This is a genomic window from Microbacterium meiriae, assembly GCF_040686935.1.
Taxonomy (GTDB): domain Bacteria; phylum Actinomycetota; class Actinomycetes; order Actinomycetales; family Microbacteriaceae; genus Microbacterium; species Microbacterium meiriae.
Genome location: NZ_JBFBMF010000003.1, coordinates 293,126 through 310,100, shown reverse-complemented (window position 1 = coordinate 310,100; position 16,975 = coordinate 293,126). Strand labels below are relative to the sequence as shown.

Annotated in this window: 18 protein-coding genes and 1 tRNA gene; 1 reads left to right on the top strand and 18 read right to left on the bottom strand. The window is 70.6% G+C overall.

Features of this window, described 5'->3' with window-relative positions; genetic code table 11:
• Position 1: 1 nt before the first annotated feature.
• From AB0P08_RS11520 to mpaB, 11 genes are all read right to left on the bottom strand, one after another.
• Positions 2–733, bottom strand: coding sequence for a hypothetical protein (locus AB0P08_RS11520; protein WP_363589955.1), 732 nt, complete (start codon positions 731–733; stop codon positions 2–4).
• Entirely contained in the window at positions 730–1,458 is a 729-nt protein-coding gene (locus AB0P08_RS11515; RefSeq protein ID WP_363589954.1) for an ABC transporter permease, read from the bottom strand. Before AB0P08_RS11515 ends, AB0P08_RS11520 begins: the two co-directional genes overlap by 4 nt.
• On the bottom strand, positions 1,455–2,177 hold the full coding sequence (locus AB0P08_RS11510; protein WP_363589953.1) for an ATP-binding cassette domain-containing protein: 723 nt from the start codon (positions 2,175–2,177) through the stop codon (positions 1,455–1,457). The genes AB0P08_RS11515 and AB0P08_RS11510 overlap by 4 nt, the downstream gene beginning before the upstream one ends.
• Positions 2,174–3,859 carry a daptide biosynthesis intramembrane metalloprotease gene (gene mpaP, locus AB0P08_RS11505; protein WP_363589952.1) on the bottom strand — a complete coding sequence of 562 codons (1,686 nt, stop codon included), beginning with the start codon at positions 3,857–3,859 and terminating at the stop codon, positions 2,174–2,176. The genes AB0P08_RS11510 and mpaP overlap by 4 nt, the downstream gene beginning before the upstream one ends.
• Positions 3,856–4,668, bottom strand: a complete 813-nt coding sequence (gene mpaM, locus AB0P08_RS11500; protein WP_363589951.1) for a daptide-type RiPP biosynthesis methyltransferase — start codon at positions 4,666–4,668, stop codon at positions 3,856–3,858. Before mpaM ends, mpaP begins: the two co-directional genes overlap by 4 nt.
• Before the next feature lie 68 nt (positions 4,669–4,736).
• Complete coding sequence (gene mpaA3 / locus AB0P08_RS11495; RefSeq protein WP_292788270.1) at positions 4,737–4,856, bottom strand: MpaA3 family daptide-type RiPP; 120 nt, start codon at positions 4,854–4,856, stop codon at positions 4,737–4,739.
• Between the two features lie 10 nt (positions 4,857–4,866).
• A complete protein-coding gene (gene mpaA2, locus AB0P08_RS11490; protein ID WP_257721411.1) occupies positions 4,867–4,992 on the bottom strand; it encodes an MpaA2 family daptide-type RiPP in 126 nt (41 codons plus the stop codon).
• Between the two features lie 44 nt (positions 4,993–5,036).
• Positions 5,037–5,171, bottom strand: a complete 135-nt coding sequence (gene mpaA1, locus AB0P08_RS11485; protein WP_259951368.1) for an MpaA1 family daptide-type RiPP — start codon at positions 5,169–5,171, stop codon at positions 5,037–5,039.
• Between the two features lie 5 nt (positions 5,172–5,176).
• Positions 5,177–6,349, bottom strand: coding sequence for a daptide-type RiPP biosynthesis dehydogenase (gene mpaC, locus AB0P08_RS11480; protein ID WP_363589950.1), 1,173 nt, complete (start codon positions 6,347–6,349; stop codon positions 5,177–5,179).
• The gene (mpaD, locus tag AB0P08_RS11475; RefSeq protein WP_363589949.1) at positions 6,346–7,605 is read right to left on the bottom strand and encodes a daptide-type RiPP biosynthesis aminotransferase; all 1,260 of its coding nucleotides are present in this window, start codon (positions 7,603–7,605) and stop codon (positions 6,346–6,348) included. The genes mpaC and mpaD overlap by 4 nt, the downstream gene beginning before the upstream one ends.
• Positions 7,602–8,660 (bottom strand): daptide biosynthesis RiPP recognition protein, encoded by a 1,059-nt coding sequence (mpaB, locus tag AB0P08_RS11470; protein WP_363589948.1) that lies wholly within the window; start codon positions 8,658–8,660, stop codon positions 7,602–7,604. Before mpaB ends, mpaD begins: the two co-directional genes overlap by 4 nt.
• A gap of 165 nt (positions 8,661–8,825) precedes the next feature.
• On the opposite strand from mpaB, the gene AB0P08_RS11465 reads away from it, so the two are divergent.
• A tRNA-Ser gene (locus AB0P08_RS11465) sits at positions 8,826–8,913 on the top strand.
• A gap of 52 nt (positions 8,914–8,965) precedes the next feature.
• On the opposite strand, the gene AB0P08_RS11460 is transcribed toward AB0P08_RS11465, so the two are convergent.
• The 7 genes from AB0P08_RS11460 to AB0P08_RS11430 all read right to left on the bottom strand — a co-directional run bounded on the left by AB0P08_RS11460 (position 8,966) and on the right by AB0P08_RS11430 (position 16,722).
• Positions 8,966–9,568, bottom strand: coding sequence for a GNAT family N-acetyltransferase (locus AB0P08_RS11460; RefSeq protein ID WP_363589947.1), 603 nt, complete (start codon positions 9,566–9,568; stop codon positions 8,966–8,968).
• A gap of 18 nt (positions 9,569–9,586) precedes the next feature.
• Positions 9,587–10,228: a phosphatase PAP2 family protein gene (locus AB0P08_RS11455; protein ID WP_232089083.1), complete on the bottom strand. Its 642-nt coding sequence runs from the start codon at positions 10,226–10,228 to the stop codon at positions 9,587–9,589.
• A gap of 47 nt (positions 10,229–10,275) precedes the next feature.
• Positions 10,276–11,436 carry a cystathionine gamma-synthase gene (locus AB0P08_RS11450; RefSeq protein ID WP_363589946.1) on the bottom strand — a complete coding sequence of 387 codons (1,161 nt, stop codon included), beginning with the start codon at positions 11,434–11,436 and terminating at the stop codon, positions 10,276–10,278.
• 54 nt (positions 11,437–11,490) lie between these two features.
• Positions 11,491–12,861 carry a cystathionine beta-synthase gene (locus tag AB0P08_RS11445; RefSeq protein ID WP_187662182.1) on the bottom strand — a complete coding sequence of 457 codons (1,371 nt, stop codon included), beginning with the start codon at positions 12,859–12,861 and terminating at the stop codon, positions 11,491–11,493.
• Between the two features lie 122 nt (positions 12,862–12,983).
• Positions 12,984–13,952 (bottom strand): carbohydrate ABC transporter permease, encoded by a 969-nt coding sequence (locus AB0P08_RS11440; protein WP_187662183.1) that lies wholly within the window; start codon positions 13,950–13,952, stop codon positions 12,984–12,986.
• A complete protein-coding gene (locus AB0P08_RS11435; protein WP_187662184.1) occupies positions 13,952–15,289 on the bottom strand; it encodes a carbohydrate ABC transporter permease in 1,338 nt (445 codons plus the stop codon). Before AB0P08_RS11435 ends, AB0P08_RS11440 begins: the two co-directional genes overlap by 1 nt.
• Before the next feature lie 110 nt (positions 15,290–15,399).
• On the bottom strand, positions 15,400–16,722 hold the full coding sequence (locus AB0P08_RS11430; protein ID WP_315637825.1) for an ABC transporter substrate-binding protein: 1,323 nt from the start codon (positions 16,720–16,722) through the stop codon (positions 15,400–15,402).
• Positions 16,723–16,975: the final 253 nt, after the last annotated feature.

Below are 16,975 nucleotides of genomic sequence, written 5' to 3'. Positions count from 1 at the left end.
CCTAGGTCACGTCCCGCCGCAGGAACACGGCCGATCCCGCCCCCACGGCGAGGAGGATCCAGCCCGCCGCGATCGGCGCCGCCAGCAGCCCGAGTCCTCCGCCCGCCGGGATGCCGATGGCGGACCCGTCGAACCGGAAGGCGTCGAGCAGAGCAGGAAGAGGCAGGTAGACGGCGCCGGCGCTCCAGAACATCGCCACGAGCAGCCCGACCCCCATCGAGAACGCGGTGACGAACAGCGCCGCGAGATGCGCCTGCACGACGATGCCGACCCCCAGGCCCCAGAGGGCGGCGGCCGCGCCGAGGGCGAGGGCGGCCATGACGGCGGACGGATGCACGGGGATCCCGCCCATCGTGACGAACAGCGCCGCGCGGCCGCCGAGGACGGCCGCGACCGCGACGACCGCGCCGCCCAGCGCCGAGGCAGGCATGCGGACGACGAGCATCGCCCACCGGGACTCCAGCATCAGTCGCTGCGCGACGACACCGTCGCGCCGGTCGATCGTGTAGCGGAAGGAACCGTAGACGGCGGCGAGGATGCCGGCGTACGTCGCGAGGACAGCGTCGAAGGGGGCCACCAGTTCTTCTCGCGCCTCCCGTGGCGCATCGCCGAGCTCGGCCGGGATGCTGGTCGCCAGGGACAGGGACAGCACGAAGGCCGCGAGTGCCATCCCGAGGAGGACGACATCCCCGGCCGCGCCGCGCGCCTGCGCCCGCAGCGCCCGACCGATCACGCGACGCTCCGGCGTCCTCGGACGGCGGCGAGCGCGACGAGACCGATCGCCCACGCCATCCCGATGCCGAGTGCGGGCGCGAAGGCGAGCAGTCGTCCCTGGTACTCCGGCACGCTCAGCGCGGCGATGGCCATCCCGGGTGAGAACCGCGCGACCTCCGGTGCCGTCCGCAGCAGCGCGAACTCCAGCGCCATCGGGAAGACGAGGACGATGATCGCCGTCGCGTAGTAGTTCCGGGTGATCCAGCCGATCGCCCCGCCGATGAGAGCACCGAGGACGACCCCGGCCACGGCCCCGGCGATGATCCGCCATGCCTCGGCGGTGAAGGCGAGCGCCAGCCCGTGGCGAGCGAGCAGGAGAGAGATCGCGAGCGTCCACAGCAGGAAGACGACGCCGGCCAGCGCCAGGGCGATGAGGACACCGGCGACCAGTTTCCCTCGGAAGGCGCGACGGAAGCCGACCGCCGTGAGCGTGCGGTTCATGGAGCCGTAGTAGTACTCCCGCGTCACGGGGTAGGCACCGACGAACGCCGCCGAGATGACCGACCACGCGAGCGGCTCCAGCAGTCGCGCCGTCGCCGCGCCGGCGTCGAGGCCGTAGAGAGCGAAACGCGAGCCGTCGGAGAAGAGCACGAACGTCGGCATGAGGACGGCGACGAGGTACACGGCGAGGATCGACAGCCCGCTCACCGCGCGCAGCAGCTCGCTGCGGATCACGCCGCTCACGCCGGGGTTCCCTCGACGAGGTCGAAGTACCGGCTCTCGAGCGAGTCGGCCCCGCCGGTGACCAGGTCGTCCAGCCGTCCGGCGAAGAGCGCCCGACGCTTGATCACGACGACCTCGTCCACGACCTGCTCGAGTTCGGGGAGCTGATGACTGGAGACGAGGACCGTGCCGCCGCGTTCGGCGAAACCGCGGAGGAACCGGCGCAGCCAGCGGATGCCGTCGGGATCCAGCCCGTTGGCCGGTTCGTCGAGGATGAGCGTCCGCGGCGCGCCGATCAATGCGGCGGCCAGCCCGAGCCGCTGGGCCATGCCCGTCGAGTACGTCTTCACGCGGCGACGCGCATCGGCGGCCAGCCCGACCTCGCCGAGGACCTCATCGACGCGGTCGCGGGGCGCCCCGGCGGCGAGTCGGCAGATCTCCAGATGCCGTCGCCCCGAGATGCCCGGCTCGAAGCCGAACCCGTCCATGTGGACGCCGACGTGCGTGGCGGGGTTGTCGAGCGCACCGAACGGCGCCCCGTCGATGAGGGTCTCTCCGCCGGTCGGGCGCACGAGGCCGACGATCGCGCGCAGCGTCGTCGACTTCCCCGCGCCGTTCGGGCCGAGCAGCCCGACGATCGCTCCGCGGGGCACGGCGAACGACAGGTCCTCGACGGCGGTGCGGTGTCCGAACCTCTTGGTCAAGCCGCGCACCTCGATGGCGTGCTGATTCATGGTCATCCTCTCTCCTCCTCGCTCGTGGGGGTCGCCAGCGGCGACACGGCCGCCGCCCAGAGCGCATGCCACAGCGGGGTCGTGCCCAGCTCGACCCGCGCCTGTCCGGCTGCCGGCAGGGCGCTCCTCTCCCCGGTCACCTCGACCTCCGCAACGGCCGTCGCCGCGACAGTCACCCCGGGCACCCTGACCGGGTAGAGCACCTCGATCGGGACCTCGGCCTCCGCCGCAGGGCGGACCGCGGTCCTCCCCTCGCCCCGGTCCTCGTTCGCGAGGATCCCCCGCGTCGACAGGATGACGCGTGCACCGTCCGGGATGTCTGCACCGGCGTCCGCTCCTCCGCGGACCAGGACCACGCGGTCGTCGTCCACCCGGAACCCGAGTGTCGCGGCCGTCGGGACCGGGATGAGGATGCCGGCGGCCACCGTGCCGACGGCGAGCGCGGCGGTCACCGCGACGAGACGAGTCCGGGAGACACCGGATCGCCGCACACGGATCAGCGCGCGCACCAGGAGGGCGACGCCCACCACGACCACGACGCTCTCCAGGGCGAGCACGACGAGGCTCGCCCCCGGCCCGCCTCCGGCGAACAGCTGTGCGGTCCGCACGACCGCGAACAGCACCATCACGACCGGCGCCATCAGACAGCACAGGCCGAACGGCACGCTCCACCACCGCTCCAGCGCCCGAGGCTGCCGCGGGCCGCCGAACAGGACGCGGGCGAGGAAGCCCGCGCCGTCGCGGACCGTCCTCCCCCGGAGATTCGGTTCGTCCAGCGCACTCATCAACGCGATGTACCCGTCGAACCGCACGAACGGGATCAGGTTCACGAGGACGACGACAGTGCAGGAGATCGCGAGGAGCAGCAGCGTCTCGCGGGCCGTCGACGCCGGCAGGCCGAGAGCCGCGAGCATCGCCACCGCCGCCGCGGTGGCGTGGACGGCCGGGCCGGCGAGCGCGATCGCCACACGATGCCGACGGTCGGCGAGCCGCCATCCGTCCGTCACATCGACGAAGAACGCGGGCGTGAGGTAGAAGAGCATGAACCCGGCGCGTCGCGGCCGACCGCCCAGCCGGGTGAGGGTGAGCCCGTGCGCGGCCTCGTGGAACAGCGTCGCGAGTCCCAGCGCCACGACGACGACGACGAAGCCGGTGAGCGGTAGGGGGCAGGTGAGCACGTTCCTGAGATCGCCGGCCTGCAGGATCGCGGCGACGGCCCCGGCGACGAGCACCGCGGCGACGGCCGCGAGGGCTGCTTGGCGCGGGACGGGGACGACCAGCCGGTCCAGGCGCGCGAAGAGGGCGGGCGCACGGAGCGTCGCGAACTGCAGGGTGAACGGCGGTCGGTAGGCGACGCGGCCGGGTGGGCGGGACGCGCCCCCGTCCAGGAGACCGTTGTCGCGGAAGCGCTCCACCAGTCGCAGCACGCTCTCGTCGGTCGCCTCCGGCGCGAAGCGTACCCGCAGCGCGGAGACCGGGGTGCGGCCGTCCATCGCCGTCAACAGGTCGACCACCGCCCGGGACAGCCGCGCGGACGGCACACCCTGCACCGTGGCGAGCCACGCGGAGCCCTCGCCGGTGGGCTCGAAATCCACGCCGGTCGCCAGAGCGGGACACGTCTCCGCGGTGAGGGGGTCCCGCCCTCGTCCGCGCTGTCGCCACAGGGACCGGGAACCCGCGGTGGTCATCGCGCACCCCCTCGATCTCCGGAGGGAGACGTCGTGAGGAGCAGGATCTCCCCGGGGACCGGCGTCCGCACCGGAGAGATCCGGGGGGCCGTGAAGCCGGCCGCGACGAGTTCGTCGGCCAGGATCTCGGGGCTCAGCACATGCAGACGACTCGTGAGCACCGGCACCTCCGCGCCCGGGGCGATGTCGGCGAGACGGACCCAGTTGACCACCCGTACGGCGCCGTCGTCCTCGATCTGCTGCGCGAAGAGGTAGGGCTCGTCTCCGGCGCTTCCGGGGACCACGATCTCGCGGTCGGCCGTCACCGCGAGGCGGTCCGCCGACGCTCTGCCCGCGACGGTGAGGGCGAAGACACCGGTGGAGTCGAGATGACGTCGGACACCCGCGTAGAGACGCGCCCGGCCTTCCCGGTCGAGCACCGTGATGGAGGTCGCCCCGAGGATGACCAGACCGTACCGCCCGTCGAGCGCGAGGTCGCGCATGTCCGCGACGACGCACTCGACCGTCGCGCCGTGCGGAACGGCTCCGCGGAGGCGCGCGAGCATGTCCGCCGAGAGATCGACCGCCGTGACGTGGTGCCCGGAGCGCACGAGCGGCACCGTCAGCCGTCCGCTCCCGGCCGCGAGGTCGAGGACGGGACCGGGGACCGCGCGCGCGAGCGCCAGGACCTCCCGGACCTCCGCCCGGTCCGGGCCGACGAGCCGGTCGTAGAAGTCTGTGCCGGCCCCGGCGTACAGATCCTGCCCGCGGGCGGTCGCGCCGACCAGGTCGAGCCGTGCCGCCACGGTCTCGGTGATCAGGGATGTCATCCGTGCATCGCCTCTCCTCGCAGGGATGGTCGGGGGGTGCGGGCGGACGATCCCGCCCGCACCCTCTGTCAGGTCGCGATGGCGGCGGCTCCGCCGATGATCGCGATGATGTAGCTCGCGTGCTCCCACCACTCGAGCGGGGTGTCGATCTGTTCGAGTTCCAGGAACTCCAGCGACGTGGTCTGCAACGTGCACCTCCTAGGTCAGGGCGAGAATTCCGATGATCACGCCCACGGCGAAGCCGCGGATGTAGTCGTCGGCATCGCCCGGCGCATCCATGGCCTCGAGTTCGGTGAACTCGAGCGCCGGCAGTGCTGCGGTCATGCGTCCCTCCTTCCTCTGTCTGATCCGGATGCGGCCAGGCGGCATCAGGTGGCGGCTGCCGCGCCGATCCCGATGAGGACCAGCGCGCCGATCACGCCCTGGTAGAAGCTGTCCCAGCTGGGCGCCTCCATCGGGTCGAGCTCCTGGAACCGGATGCTCATCTCCGTGCTGTCGTTCATTCACATCACCTCCTCTCGGCCGTTCGGGGCCGGCGATCGCCGACCGGGGGCGTGCTCCACCGGGAGTCGTGGAGCACGGCGCGGATGTCCGTGGCACGGATTCCGCGCAGCATGGGTCGGTGGTCTCCCCAGGCGGTCTCGACCGCAGCGGCGACCCGATCGATCTCCCGTGCGCTCGGGCGCGGCGGTGACGGGAGGTCTGCCTGATCGACGAGCGCGGCGATGCCGGCGGCCGGCTCGCGGGGTAGCCCGGTCGCGCCCACAACGCCCGTCCAGAACGCCTCGAGGCTGACGCGATCACCCCAGCGGAGATCGCCCGCGCCGATCCGACGCCAGACCGCGGCGATGACCGCCACGGTGGCCGTCATCTTGCGGACGCCGAGATGGAAGGCGACCTCGTTCGCGAGATACCAGTGTCGGGCGCTGTACGGATCGGGTCCGCGGAGCGCCGCCGTGCGCTGGGTGGCGGCACTCAGGCGCGCGAGACGCAGGCGCCCCGCCTCCGACATCGCTTCGCCGGCTGCGGCCTCGAGGAGAGCGCGGCCGAGCAGCCTCGCGTCGCGCTCCGCTCGCTCCGTCCGCGGGCTCGTCGACGCTCCGGCCACCCGGAGGAAGGCCTCCAGCGCCCCTTCCCGCACGGCAGCGGGGCTGAGCGTGGCGAGCCGTTCGGGATCGAGGACGGCGTGACGCGGGCGCAGCGGTCGACCGATGAGGAGCCGGGACCCGTACCTGTTCCGGAGGATGGCGACGCTGTTCGTCTCCGAGGACGTGCCGAGTGTCGACGGCATCGCGATGATGTCGACGGGCGGAAGCGCGTCGGGCAGGACCGTGAGCGCTGCCGTCGCCGCGTGCCGGAGGGCGAAGTCGAAGAGGCGTCCGGGGCTGAGCGCCAGGGCCGCGATCTTGCTCGCATCGAGGACGCTTCCGCCTCCGACGGCCACGATGACCTCGGGCGGGCGCCGGATGATCTCGTCGGCGATCAGGAGGACCCCGACCTCGTCCACCGCGGAGGCGTCCACCGTCATCCTCCGCACCTGCTGTGCGGTCGGAAAGGTGTGCGCGACGGCCGCGTCGGCGATCACGAGCGTGTCCCGCCCCGCCGTCAGACGCCCCGTCGTCTCTCGGGCGCGGGGCCCGTGCCACAGTGTGGGGACGCGGCCGGCGAAGGGCACGCTCATGCCGCCGCCTCCCGCACGCGCGCCAGACCGGCCCGCACGGCACGATCGGTCTCGGCCAGTTCCGCCGACGAGAAGCCGTAGGCGGGGATGAGCTGGAAGGAGCTCGGACCGGGGTGGACCACGACGCCGCTGTCGGAGATGGCGGACACCACCTCCAGGACCTCGGTGCCGGAGAGCGGGGAGTCGTCGGGCCGGCGGAGCCCCAGGCCGACGAAGCAGCCGGAGCCGGTGACATCGGTGACGATGCCCTCGTCCTGCCAGCTCCGGGCGAGGCGGTGCAGCGCGGTCGCCAGTGCCTGGGCGGTCGCCTCGACGTCGATACGGCGGAGCTCGTCGATCACGGCGAGGACCGCCGCGGCGCAGGCCGGCGTGCCCGCCTGCGTCTCCCCGTGGACGAAGGTCCACCCGCCGCGCGCGTAGGCCATCGCGATGCGGTGTCCGACGAGGAGCACGGCGGCCCCCATCGCGCCGTTCGTCAGCGCCTTCGACAGGATGAGGACGTCCGGAGCGGACGCCCAGCGGTCGGTGGCGAACAGCGAGCCGGTGCGGCCGAAGCCGGTCGCGACCTCGTCCGCGACCAGCAGGAACCCGTGCCGCTCCCGCAGCTCCAGGAGACGGCGGACGAAGGCGTCGGACAGGGCATGGGCGCCGCTGCCCAGGACCGGCTCCACCACGACCGAGGCGACGCGGGACCCCTCGCGCTCCAGCAGCGCCGCGAGCTCCTCCCCGTCGTCGGAGTGCGACACGTGCCGCACCGTCCGCCGGTCGACGCCGTAGACCGACTGCAGCAGATCGTCGCCGCTCAGCACGTGACTGCCGTACATCGTGCCGTGATAGCTGCCGCGGAGCCCGACGACGAGGGATCGAGAGCCGGCGCCCTGCTGCCCCCAGTACTGCCGCGCGAGCTTCATCGCGGCATCGTTGGCCGCCCCGCCCGACGTGGAGAAGATCACGCGGCGGTAGCGCTCGGAACCCGCGAGGGCGATGAGGGCGTCGGCGGCATCCTCGGCGTACCGGTGCGGTGCGCGGAACAGCGACAGATACGAGGCGTCGTGCGCGGCCCTGTTCACCGCTTCGGCGACCCGGGGGTTGCCGAAGCCGAGGGGGACGTTCCACAGCCCGCTCGTCGCGCACAGACGGTGGGAGCCGTCGGCGTAGGAGATCCGATGCCCGGAGGCGCCCACCGCCACGCGATCCGGAGGGAAGGCGGTGTCGGCGGGGAGCATGGATGTCCACAGCGCGTGCGGCACGCTCATCGGGTGCCGCCGCTCTCGACCGGACGGCCGAGCTGGAGGCCGAGCACCTCCAGCGCCTCGAGGCAGAGTCGCCGCGCATGCGCGTCGGGTACTCCGCACGCCCGTGCCACGCGAGCCGCCGCCAGCCCGCGCGTCCGCGAGGTCTGGATCGCGTCGACCACGGTGGCGGTCAGCGGGGACAGCAGGTGCCGGCGCCGCGTCCCGACATCGGCGAGCAGGAACCCCTCGGCGGTGTCGAGCAGGAACGGATCGGTGGCCTCGGGCTCCGCATCCGCCAGGCCGTCGTCGAGGAGCGTCCACCCGAAGCCCGCGATCCGGCCGGTGCCGTTCGGCAGGCGGAGCATCTTCCGGAGATCGGCCGCATCGAGGTACCGGCCGATCCACAGCCGGGCGTCGAGTTCGGTGATGAGGTCGGCCGAGCCGGGCACGCCGCCCAGCGCCGATGCCTCGGGCAGGGCCTGCCCGAGGACGGCGGGGAGGTCGCGCACGTGACCGATCTCCTGCCCTTGCAGCCCGAGGTGCACGCCACCGTCCGCGTCGATGCGCAGGGCGCTCGGAGTCTCCACCTCGTGTGGCCGCGCGAGAACGTGGCGACCCGCGAGCAGCACCCGGGGGTCGAGCATCGCGGCGGCGAAGACCCCGGTGCTGCGGGCGAGATCGGCGTCGTCGAGGAAGGCGCGCCAGCTCGCCTCGTCGAAGAAGCGCACGGCCGTCGGTCCGATGATCTGGACGAACGAGGCCGCGATGTAGTCCTGGAGCTCGACGCCGCGCTCCCCCAGGAAGAACTCGTCGCCGAGGTCGGCGAGCGTTCCGCTGTAACCGACGATCCTCGCCGTCCCCGGCCGCGACGTCGATTCGAGGGGCTGGAAGATCACATCCTCGGGCCCTGCCGCCGCAGCGACAGCCTCCGCCCCCGCCTCGGTCTCCCGCAGGAACACGCGGGTGCGGGCCTCCCGCGCTCCCGTGACCCACGCCCGCAGGGCGTGCGGGCCGAGGAGCGGGTCTTCGCCCGTCGGTCCCTCGTCACGTCGTGCCGTCGTCGCACTCGTCCCCATGATCCCCCCAGAGAACCGGATCCGCCTGACGCCTTCGCGTCTTCATATGAAGATATCCAGACCTCTGATGACGTGCAATATAACAGCTTTCACCGCCGCGCCCGGTGATCGCCGGTATGTCACGAGGTCGGCGGGACATCGGATAGGATGGACAGGTTGTTCCCTGGTGACGTGTCCGAGCGGCCGAAGGAGCACGCTTGGAAAGCGTGTGTTGTGCAAGCAACCGCGGGTTCGAATCCCGCCGTCACCGCCACAGACGAAGAAGACCTCCGCATCGCGGAGGTCTTCTCTCGTTTCGGGTGCCGTCAGCCGTCGAAGCGCACCCCGTACGTCAGACCACCCGGTCCGGACGGGAGGCGGGTCATGCCGAGCCGCTCGTAGAAGGCGGCCGCGCCGCGGTTCGCGGGGTCCATCCCCAGATGCAGGGCCGGGACACCGCGTCGGCGCAACTCGGCGAAGAGCGTCTCGATGAGACCGCGCCCCAGCCCCTGCCCCTGGGTCTCCGGCAGCAGGTCGATGTGCAGATGCGCCGGATACTCCGCCGCGTTCGGCTCGACGCCCGGCTCCCTCGTGTATCCGTACTCGATCAGCTTCTGCTCGCGCGTCTGCGGGTCGGCCGACCGCGGATAGCGCGCGTGCAGGGTGGGCCACCACTCATCACGGAACCAGGCGTAGAACGCGTCGGTGTCGTCGGTGGCGACGATGTAGCCGATGGTGCGCCCGTCCTCCGCCTCCACGACCCAGGCGAGGTCCGGGTGCCGCTCGACGTACGGCACCGCGAAGAGGTTCCCCCAGAGCTCGTCATCGGACAGCACCCCGGTGGCGTCTCCCCCCGCGTCGGCCGTCCGCAGGCAGATCTCGAACATCGCCGCACGATCGGTCGGACGGTAGGGACGGATACGCGACACGGAGGCTCCTCGGGCAGGTCAGGTTCCGCTCAGCCTATCGGCGCGTGCGGTCGCCTCGACGTCGCGTCGCACCCACGGCACCAGCCAGGCCGCCAGCACGAGGACGACCCCGGCCCCGACGAACGCACCCCCGAGCGTGTCCGTCGCCCAGTGCACCGACAGGAAGGTGCGCGACAGAGCCATGAGCACGATCCATGCGGCCCCCACGATCGCCACCCACACCCGCGGGAAGAGCACCCACAGCACGAGGGCGATGGTCGCCGCGTTCGCGGTGTGGCCGGACGGGAACGAGCCGTAATCGCTCACGACGAGCATGTCGTGCGGTCGGGCACGGCCGAAGATGTTCTTCAGGAGCTGCACGGCGCCCGCGCTGACGAGGAAGCAGAGCGCGGCGAACAGCGCACCCCGCCATCGCCGCAGGAGCAGCAGGACGAGGATCGTCCCCAGCGGCACGGCGAGGATGGCGACCCAGCCGCCGCCGATCCAGTTCAGCGCGAGGGCGAAGCTCAGCATCCAGTCCGCGCGGACCGCGGCGATCGTGTCGTTCCACCACTGGTCGAGGCCCGGCGTCTGCGGATACACGAAGACGACGAGAGCGCCGAGGGCAGTGGCCAGGAGGAGGCAGGCGACGCCCCACCACAGCAGCATCCGTCGATTCATCGTCCCATTGTGACGGACGCCCCCGCGATCGCGGGTCGCCGTGCCGGTCAGCGGGCGATGCGGGCGAGCCCCTCCTCGAGATCCGCGATGAGGTCGGCCACGTCCTCGATGCCGACGGAGAGACGCACGACGTTCTCCGGGACGGCGAGCTCGGTTCCGCGGACCGACGCGTGCGTCATCTCCGGCGGGTAGCCGATGAGCGATTCCACGCCGCCGAGCGACTCGGCGAGCTGGAACACGCTCGTGCTCTCGGCGAAGGCCCGGGCAGCGTCCGCACCCGCGGCGAGGCCCAGCGACAGCATTCCGCCGAAGCCGCTCATCTGCCGCGCGGCGATCTCGTGACCGGGGTGCGAGGCGAGGCCCGGGTAGAAGACCTGCGCGAACTCCGGCCGCGCCTGCGCCCACTCGGCGATCGCCTGGGCGTTCTCGGAGTGCTGCCGCATCCGCACGGCGAGGGTCTTGATGCCCCGGGTCGTCAGCCAGGCATCCAGCGGCGCCGAGACCGCGCCCACCGCGAACTGCTGGAACTTCACGGCCTCGACGAAGCGGTCGTCGCCGAAGACGACGGCGCCGCCGAGCACGTCGGAGTGCCCGCCGAGGTACTTCGTCGTCGAGTGCACGACGAGGTCGGCGCCGAGCGCGAGCGGCTGCTGCAGAGCCGGCGAGGCGAACGTGTTGTCGACCACGACGAGCACCCCGGCCGCGTGCGCCACCTCGGCGATGAGTGCGATGTCGATGACCTTCAGCAGAGGGTTGCTCGGCGTCTCCAGCCACACGATGCGGGTCTCGGGACGGATGGCCGCCCGGATCACGTCGACGTCGGAGAGCTCGACCGTGGTCGTGTCGATCCCCCACGGCGCGAGCACCTTCGTGAGCAGACGGTAGGTGCCGCCGTAGACGTCGTTGCCGAGGAGCACGTGGTCGCCGGGCTTGAGGATGCCGCGGAGCAGACCGTCCTCCGCCGCGAGCCCCGAGGCGAACGACAGGGCCCCGACCCCGCCCTCGAGAGCGGCGAGCTGCGTTTCCAAGGAGGAGCGCGTCGGGTTGCCCGCGCGGTTGTACTCGTAGCCCTCGCGGAACCCTCCGATGCCGTCCTGCACGTGCGTCGACGCCTGATAGATCGGCGGGATGATCGCCCCGGTGATCGGGTCGGGCGCCTGTCCGGCGTGGATGGCTCGTGTGGCGAAGGCGTGGGCGTGGTCGGACATGCTCTCAGCCTACGTCCGGGTCCTCCGACGGGTCCCGGCCTGTTACGTCCCGCGTCACCGCGAGAGGTAGCCGAGCAGATCCTGCCGGGTCAGCACCGTGTGGGGCTTGCCGTCCTCGGTGACGAGGAGGGCGTCGGCGTCGGCGAGCGCGGCCCGTGCCTGCGCGACCGGCGCATGGATGCCGATCAGCGGCAGCCGCTCCCCCACGTGCGCGCCGACGGCGTCGCTCGGCTCGGCGTCGCCACGGAAGAGCAGGTCGAGCAGGCCCTTCTCGTCGACGGTGCCGACGACCTCGCCCATCATCACCGGCGGCTCGGCGCTGAGCACGACGAGCTGCGACACCTCGTACTCCGTCATCATGCCGATCGCCTCGAGCACCGTGTCGGTGGGGTGTGCGTGCACGAGGTCGGGAAGGCCGTGGCGGGAGGACCGGGCCGCGAGCACGTCGGCGACCGTCTCCCCCTCCTCCACCTCGCTGAAACCGTAGGAACGCATCCACCCGTCGTTGAAGATCTTGCCCAGGTAGCCGCGCCCGCCGTCCGGGAGGAGCACGACCATGACCGCGTCCGCCGGGAGGTCCTTCGCCACCCGCAGCGCGCCGACCACGGCCATGCCGCTGGAGCCGCCGACGAGGATGCCCTCCTCGCGGGCGAGGCGCCGCGTCATCGCGAAGGACTCCGCGTCGCCGACCGCGACGATCTCGTGCGGGACCGCGGGGTCGTACGCCCCCGGCCAGATGTCCTCGCCCACGCCCTCGACGAGGTAGGGCCGGCCGGTGCCGCCGCTGTACACGCTGCCTTCGGGGTCGACACCGACGATCCGCACGGCATCGTCTGACACCTCGCGCAGATAGCGGCCGGTGCCGGTGATCGTGCCGCCCGTCCCCACGCCGGCGACGAAATGGGTGACCCGGCCGTCGGTGTCCCGCCAGATCTCCGGTCCCGTCGTCTCGTAGTGGCTGCGCGGCCCGTTCGGGTTCTCGTACTGGTTCGGCTTGAACGCCCCGGGGATCTCCCGTGCCAGCCGGTCGCTCACGCTGTAGTACGACTCCGGGCTGTCAGCCGGGACCGAGGTCGGGGTCACGACGACCTCCGCGCCGTACGCGCGGAGCACGTCGATCTTGTCCTCGCCCACCTTGTCCGGGAGCACGAAGACGCAGCGGTAGCCGCGCTGCTGGGCGACGAGGGCGAGCCCGACCCCGGTGTTGCCGCTCGTGGGCTCGACGATCGTCCCGCCGGGCTGCAGGTCCCCCGCGGCCTCGGCGGCGTCGATGATCCGGGCCGCGATCCGATCCTTCGCCGACCCGCCCGGGTTCAGGTACTCGAGCTTCACGAGCACCGTGCACGCGATGCCCTCGGTGACGTGCTGGAGCTTCACCAGGGGCGTGTCGCCGACGAGGTCGACGATGGAGTCTGCGTACTTCATCTGTTCAGGGTACGGCGCGGGCTCCCGCCGCCGGGGCTGTGTTTCACCCGCGCTTCGACAGGCTCAGCGACCCATGACGTGGGTCCCCAAGCCCGTCGAAGGGCCCTGAGTCCGTCGAAGGGTCAGCCCTTCGTCGCGCCGGCCAGCAGGCCGCGGACGAAGAAGCGCTGCAGGGCGAAGAACACGATCAGCGGGACGATGATCGAGATGAACGTTCCCGCGGACTGCAGGAACCACTTGTTCCCCCAGGTCCCGGAGAGCGAGTTCAGCGCCTGGGTGATCGGCAGGGCGCCGGGCGAGGCGAAGATCGTCGCGACCAGCAGGTCGTTCCACACCCAGAGGAACTGGAAGATCGCGAAGGACGCGATCGCCGGAGCCGCCAGCGGCAGGATGATCCGGAAGAACACCTGTCCGTGTCCGGCACCGTCGACGCGGGCCGCCTCGATGATCTCGCCCGGGATCTCGGAGATGAAGTTGTGGAGCATGAACGTCGCCAGCGGCAGCGCGAAGATCGCGTGCGCGATCCAGACGCGGGCGAAGCTGTACTGCACCTCGTTCAGCCCGAACCCGGGGAAGATCGGCACGTCGTTGATCGTCAGCCCGTCCGAGAACAGGCTCAGCAGCGGTACGAGGGCCATCTGCAGCGGCACGATCTGCAGCGCGAACACGAAGATGAAGAGCATGTTCCGACCCTTGAAGTCGATCCATGCGAACGCGTACGCGGCCAGCGCCGCCATCACGATCGGGAACACGGTGGCCGGGATCGTGATGGCCAGCGAGTTGATGAACGCGGTCGCGAGGGTCGTCGAGGTCCCGCCCGAGTTCCACGCCTGCACGTAGTTGTCGAACGTGAACTCCGGGTTGGAGAAGACCGTCCACCAGCCGCTGTTCTGCGTGTCGGCGCCCGGGCGGAACGACGTCACGAAGAGGCCGAAGGTCGGGATCGTCCAGAAGAGCGCGATGACCGCGGCCGCGATCGTCGCCCCCTTCGAGGTCAGCTTCTTGTGGGCGGTCGCCTCGTTACGACGCGTGTCGCGCGCCACCTGGCGCTTGGTGCGGTTGTCCACGACGGTGGCCTGCGTTGCACTCATCAGCGGATCTCCCTCTGCTTGGCCATCGATCGGGCGTTGTAGACGATCAGCGGCAACACGAACAGGAACAGCACGACGGCGAGCGCCGACGAGTGCCCGTAGCTCTGGAACCGCTGCTGCTGGTTGACCATCTCGAAACCGAGCACGCTGGTCTCGTCACGGCCGCCGGTCATCACGGCGACGATGTCGTACACCTTCAGCGAGGCGATCGTGATGGTCGTGAGGACGACGATCAGCGACGACCGGATGCCGGGCACCGTCACGTTGCGGAAGCGCTGCCAGGCGTTCGTGCCGTCGAGCTCGGCCGCCTCCATCTGCTCGATCGGCACGGCCTTGATCGCGGCGGAGAGGATGACCATCGCGAAGCCGGTCTGGGTCCAGATGAACACGATGAGCAGCATGAGCGTGTTGAGGATGGGCTTGATGGCCAGCCACTGCACGGGGTCGCCGCCGAAAGCGGTGACGATGGCGTTGAGGAGACCGATCTGGTCGCCCTGGCGGGCGTCGTACATGAACTTCCAGATGATGCCCGCGCCGACGAACGAGATCGCCACCGGCATGAACACGAGCACCTTCAGGAACTTCTCACCGCGCGCACGGTCGATGAAGACGGCGTACGCGAGACCGATGACCACCGAGATCACCGGAGCGAGCAGCGCCCAGATGATGGTGTTGATCACCGACGACGTGCCGACCGGGTTGGTGAAGACCCAGATGTAGTTCTCGAGTCCGACGAACTGGTTCCCCGACTTGTCGAAGAAGGACTTGAAGATCGTCGAGATCGCCGGGTAGATGAGGCCCAGCAGCAGCATGATCGCCGCGGGAGCCATGAAAAGCACGAGCTGGAACAGGTAACCGGCTCCCTGTCGGGCGCGGAAGTCGGCGAAGAAGAGGAGCGCACCGACGAGCAGTGCGATCGCGACGACGTACACCACGGCGTTCGCGTAGGGACGAAGCAGCAGCAGGGCGAGCACCGGGATGACGAGGCACGCGACCAGCCGCATGATCGAGTAGCCGCGACCGGGGCGGGGCGCGAACTCGATCAGCACGAGGATGATCGCCACGACCACGCCGAACACGAGCAGCACGGCGGGGATCTGCACCAACGGATTCAGACCGCCCAGCCACAGGAAGAAGCTGTTGAGCGAGAACCCGATCGTTATCCGCGAGGACTCCTCGGTCGGGGCGGTGAAGACGAGGAGGAGAGCGAGGGCGGCGACGACCACGAAGCCGATCGCGAGGACCGTCCGCGTGGCCTTCCTCCCCTTCTCGTCGGTGCCATGCGTCGTCGGCGGCGCGTCAGCCTCGACGGGTTTCTCGATGGTCGCGTGCGACATGAACGTCCCCTTCTGGATCGTGCTGGGTTCCCGCGCAGTACGGATCGGTGGAGCGGGGCCGGGCTGTGCAGCCCGGCCCCGCTCTGCCTACGAAGATCGCGTCGAGGCGATCAGTTCTCGTAGCCGGCCTGGATGTCGGAGAGCACCGTGTCGGTGTCCTTGCCGTCGATCCAGTCGACCATCCCCTTCCAGAACGAGCCCGAGCCGACGGTCGACGGCATCAGGTCGGAAGCGTCGAACCGGAAGGTCGTCGCGTCGTCCTGCATGATGGTCATCGCCTCCTGGAGGAACTCGCTCGAAGCGAGGCTCGGGTCGGCGTTCTTGTTGGCGGAGATGACGCCGCCGAGCTCGACACGCGCGTCGGCGAACTCGGGCGATGCCATGAACTCGAGCACCTTCTGGGTGGCCTCGTCGTCCGAGAATGCCGCGACGAACTCGCCGCCGCCCTCGACCTGGAGCTCGCCCGCGGTCTCGCCCGGCATGATGAACGCGTAGACGTCGCCGTCCGGCGCGACCTCGGGGACGTTGCCGTCCGCGGTCTCCGTGTCGAGGAAGTTCGCCGACAGGAACGAGGCCTGGTGGGTCAGTGCGCAGTCGCCCTTGGCCACCGCGTTGGCGACGTCACCGAAGGCGGTCGAGTTGATGCTCTTGACGTCGCCGTAGCCGGCGTTGACGTACTCCGGGTTGAGCAGGATCTCACCGACGGCGTCGAAGGCCTGCTTGATCTCGGGATCGGTGAACTTCACGTCGCCGGCCACCCAGTCGTCGTAGACCTCGGGGCCCGACTGGCGCAGGACGAGGTCCTCGATCCAGTCCGTTCCCGGCCAGCCGGATGCCGCCTCGGAGGAGAAGCCCGCGCACCATGCGGGACCGCCGGTCTTCTCGACGATCGTGTCGGTGAGGGCGATCATGTCGTCCCAGGTCTCCGGGACCTCGACGCCCCACTCGGCGAACTGCTTCGGCGAGTACCAGACGTAGCCCTTGAGGTTCGCCAGCATCGGCGCCGCGTAGAAGGTGTCGTCGAACGTGCCGTACTTCTTCCAGTCCTCGGACCAGTTCTCGTCGACGGCGGACTCGACGGCCTCGGGGGCCGGCATGACCTTGCCCGTGTCGACGAGGGTCTTGAGCAGACCGGGCTGCGGGACGATCGCGATGTCCGGGGCGTCTCCACCCGTCACCTTGGTGACGATGTTGCCCTCGAAGCCCTTGTCGCCGGTGTACTCGACCTTGATACCGGTGTCCTTCGTGAACTGCTCGAAGGACGCGTTCAGGTCGTCGGCCTCGACGCCCGTGATGCCGCCGGAGATCCGGACGGTGTCCTTGGTCTCTCCGCCCTCGTCGCCCCCGCCCTCGGCGCAGCCGGCGAGCGCGAGAGACGCGACGCCGACGAGTGCGATGGGGGCGAGCAGGCGGTATCGCTGTGACAAAGCCATGTACTTCTCCTCTTCAGGTGGATCTTCAGTCCGCCCAAGGAGAGCAATCGCCGCAACCATTGGGGAACCGATTCCAGGCCAACCTACTCGGGTTCCTTCGCGCCGTACAACTGGGGAAGGTTACAAGATCACAACCCTTTGACATCCGAGTGGACGACAAGGTGGGAGCGCTCCCAGTCCGGCGCGCCTGGAACCGGTTCCTCCCCCGGTGTGGAACGGCTACGATGGCTCCCGGCGAGTGCCCGATCGCTCG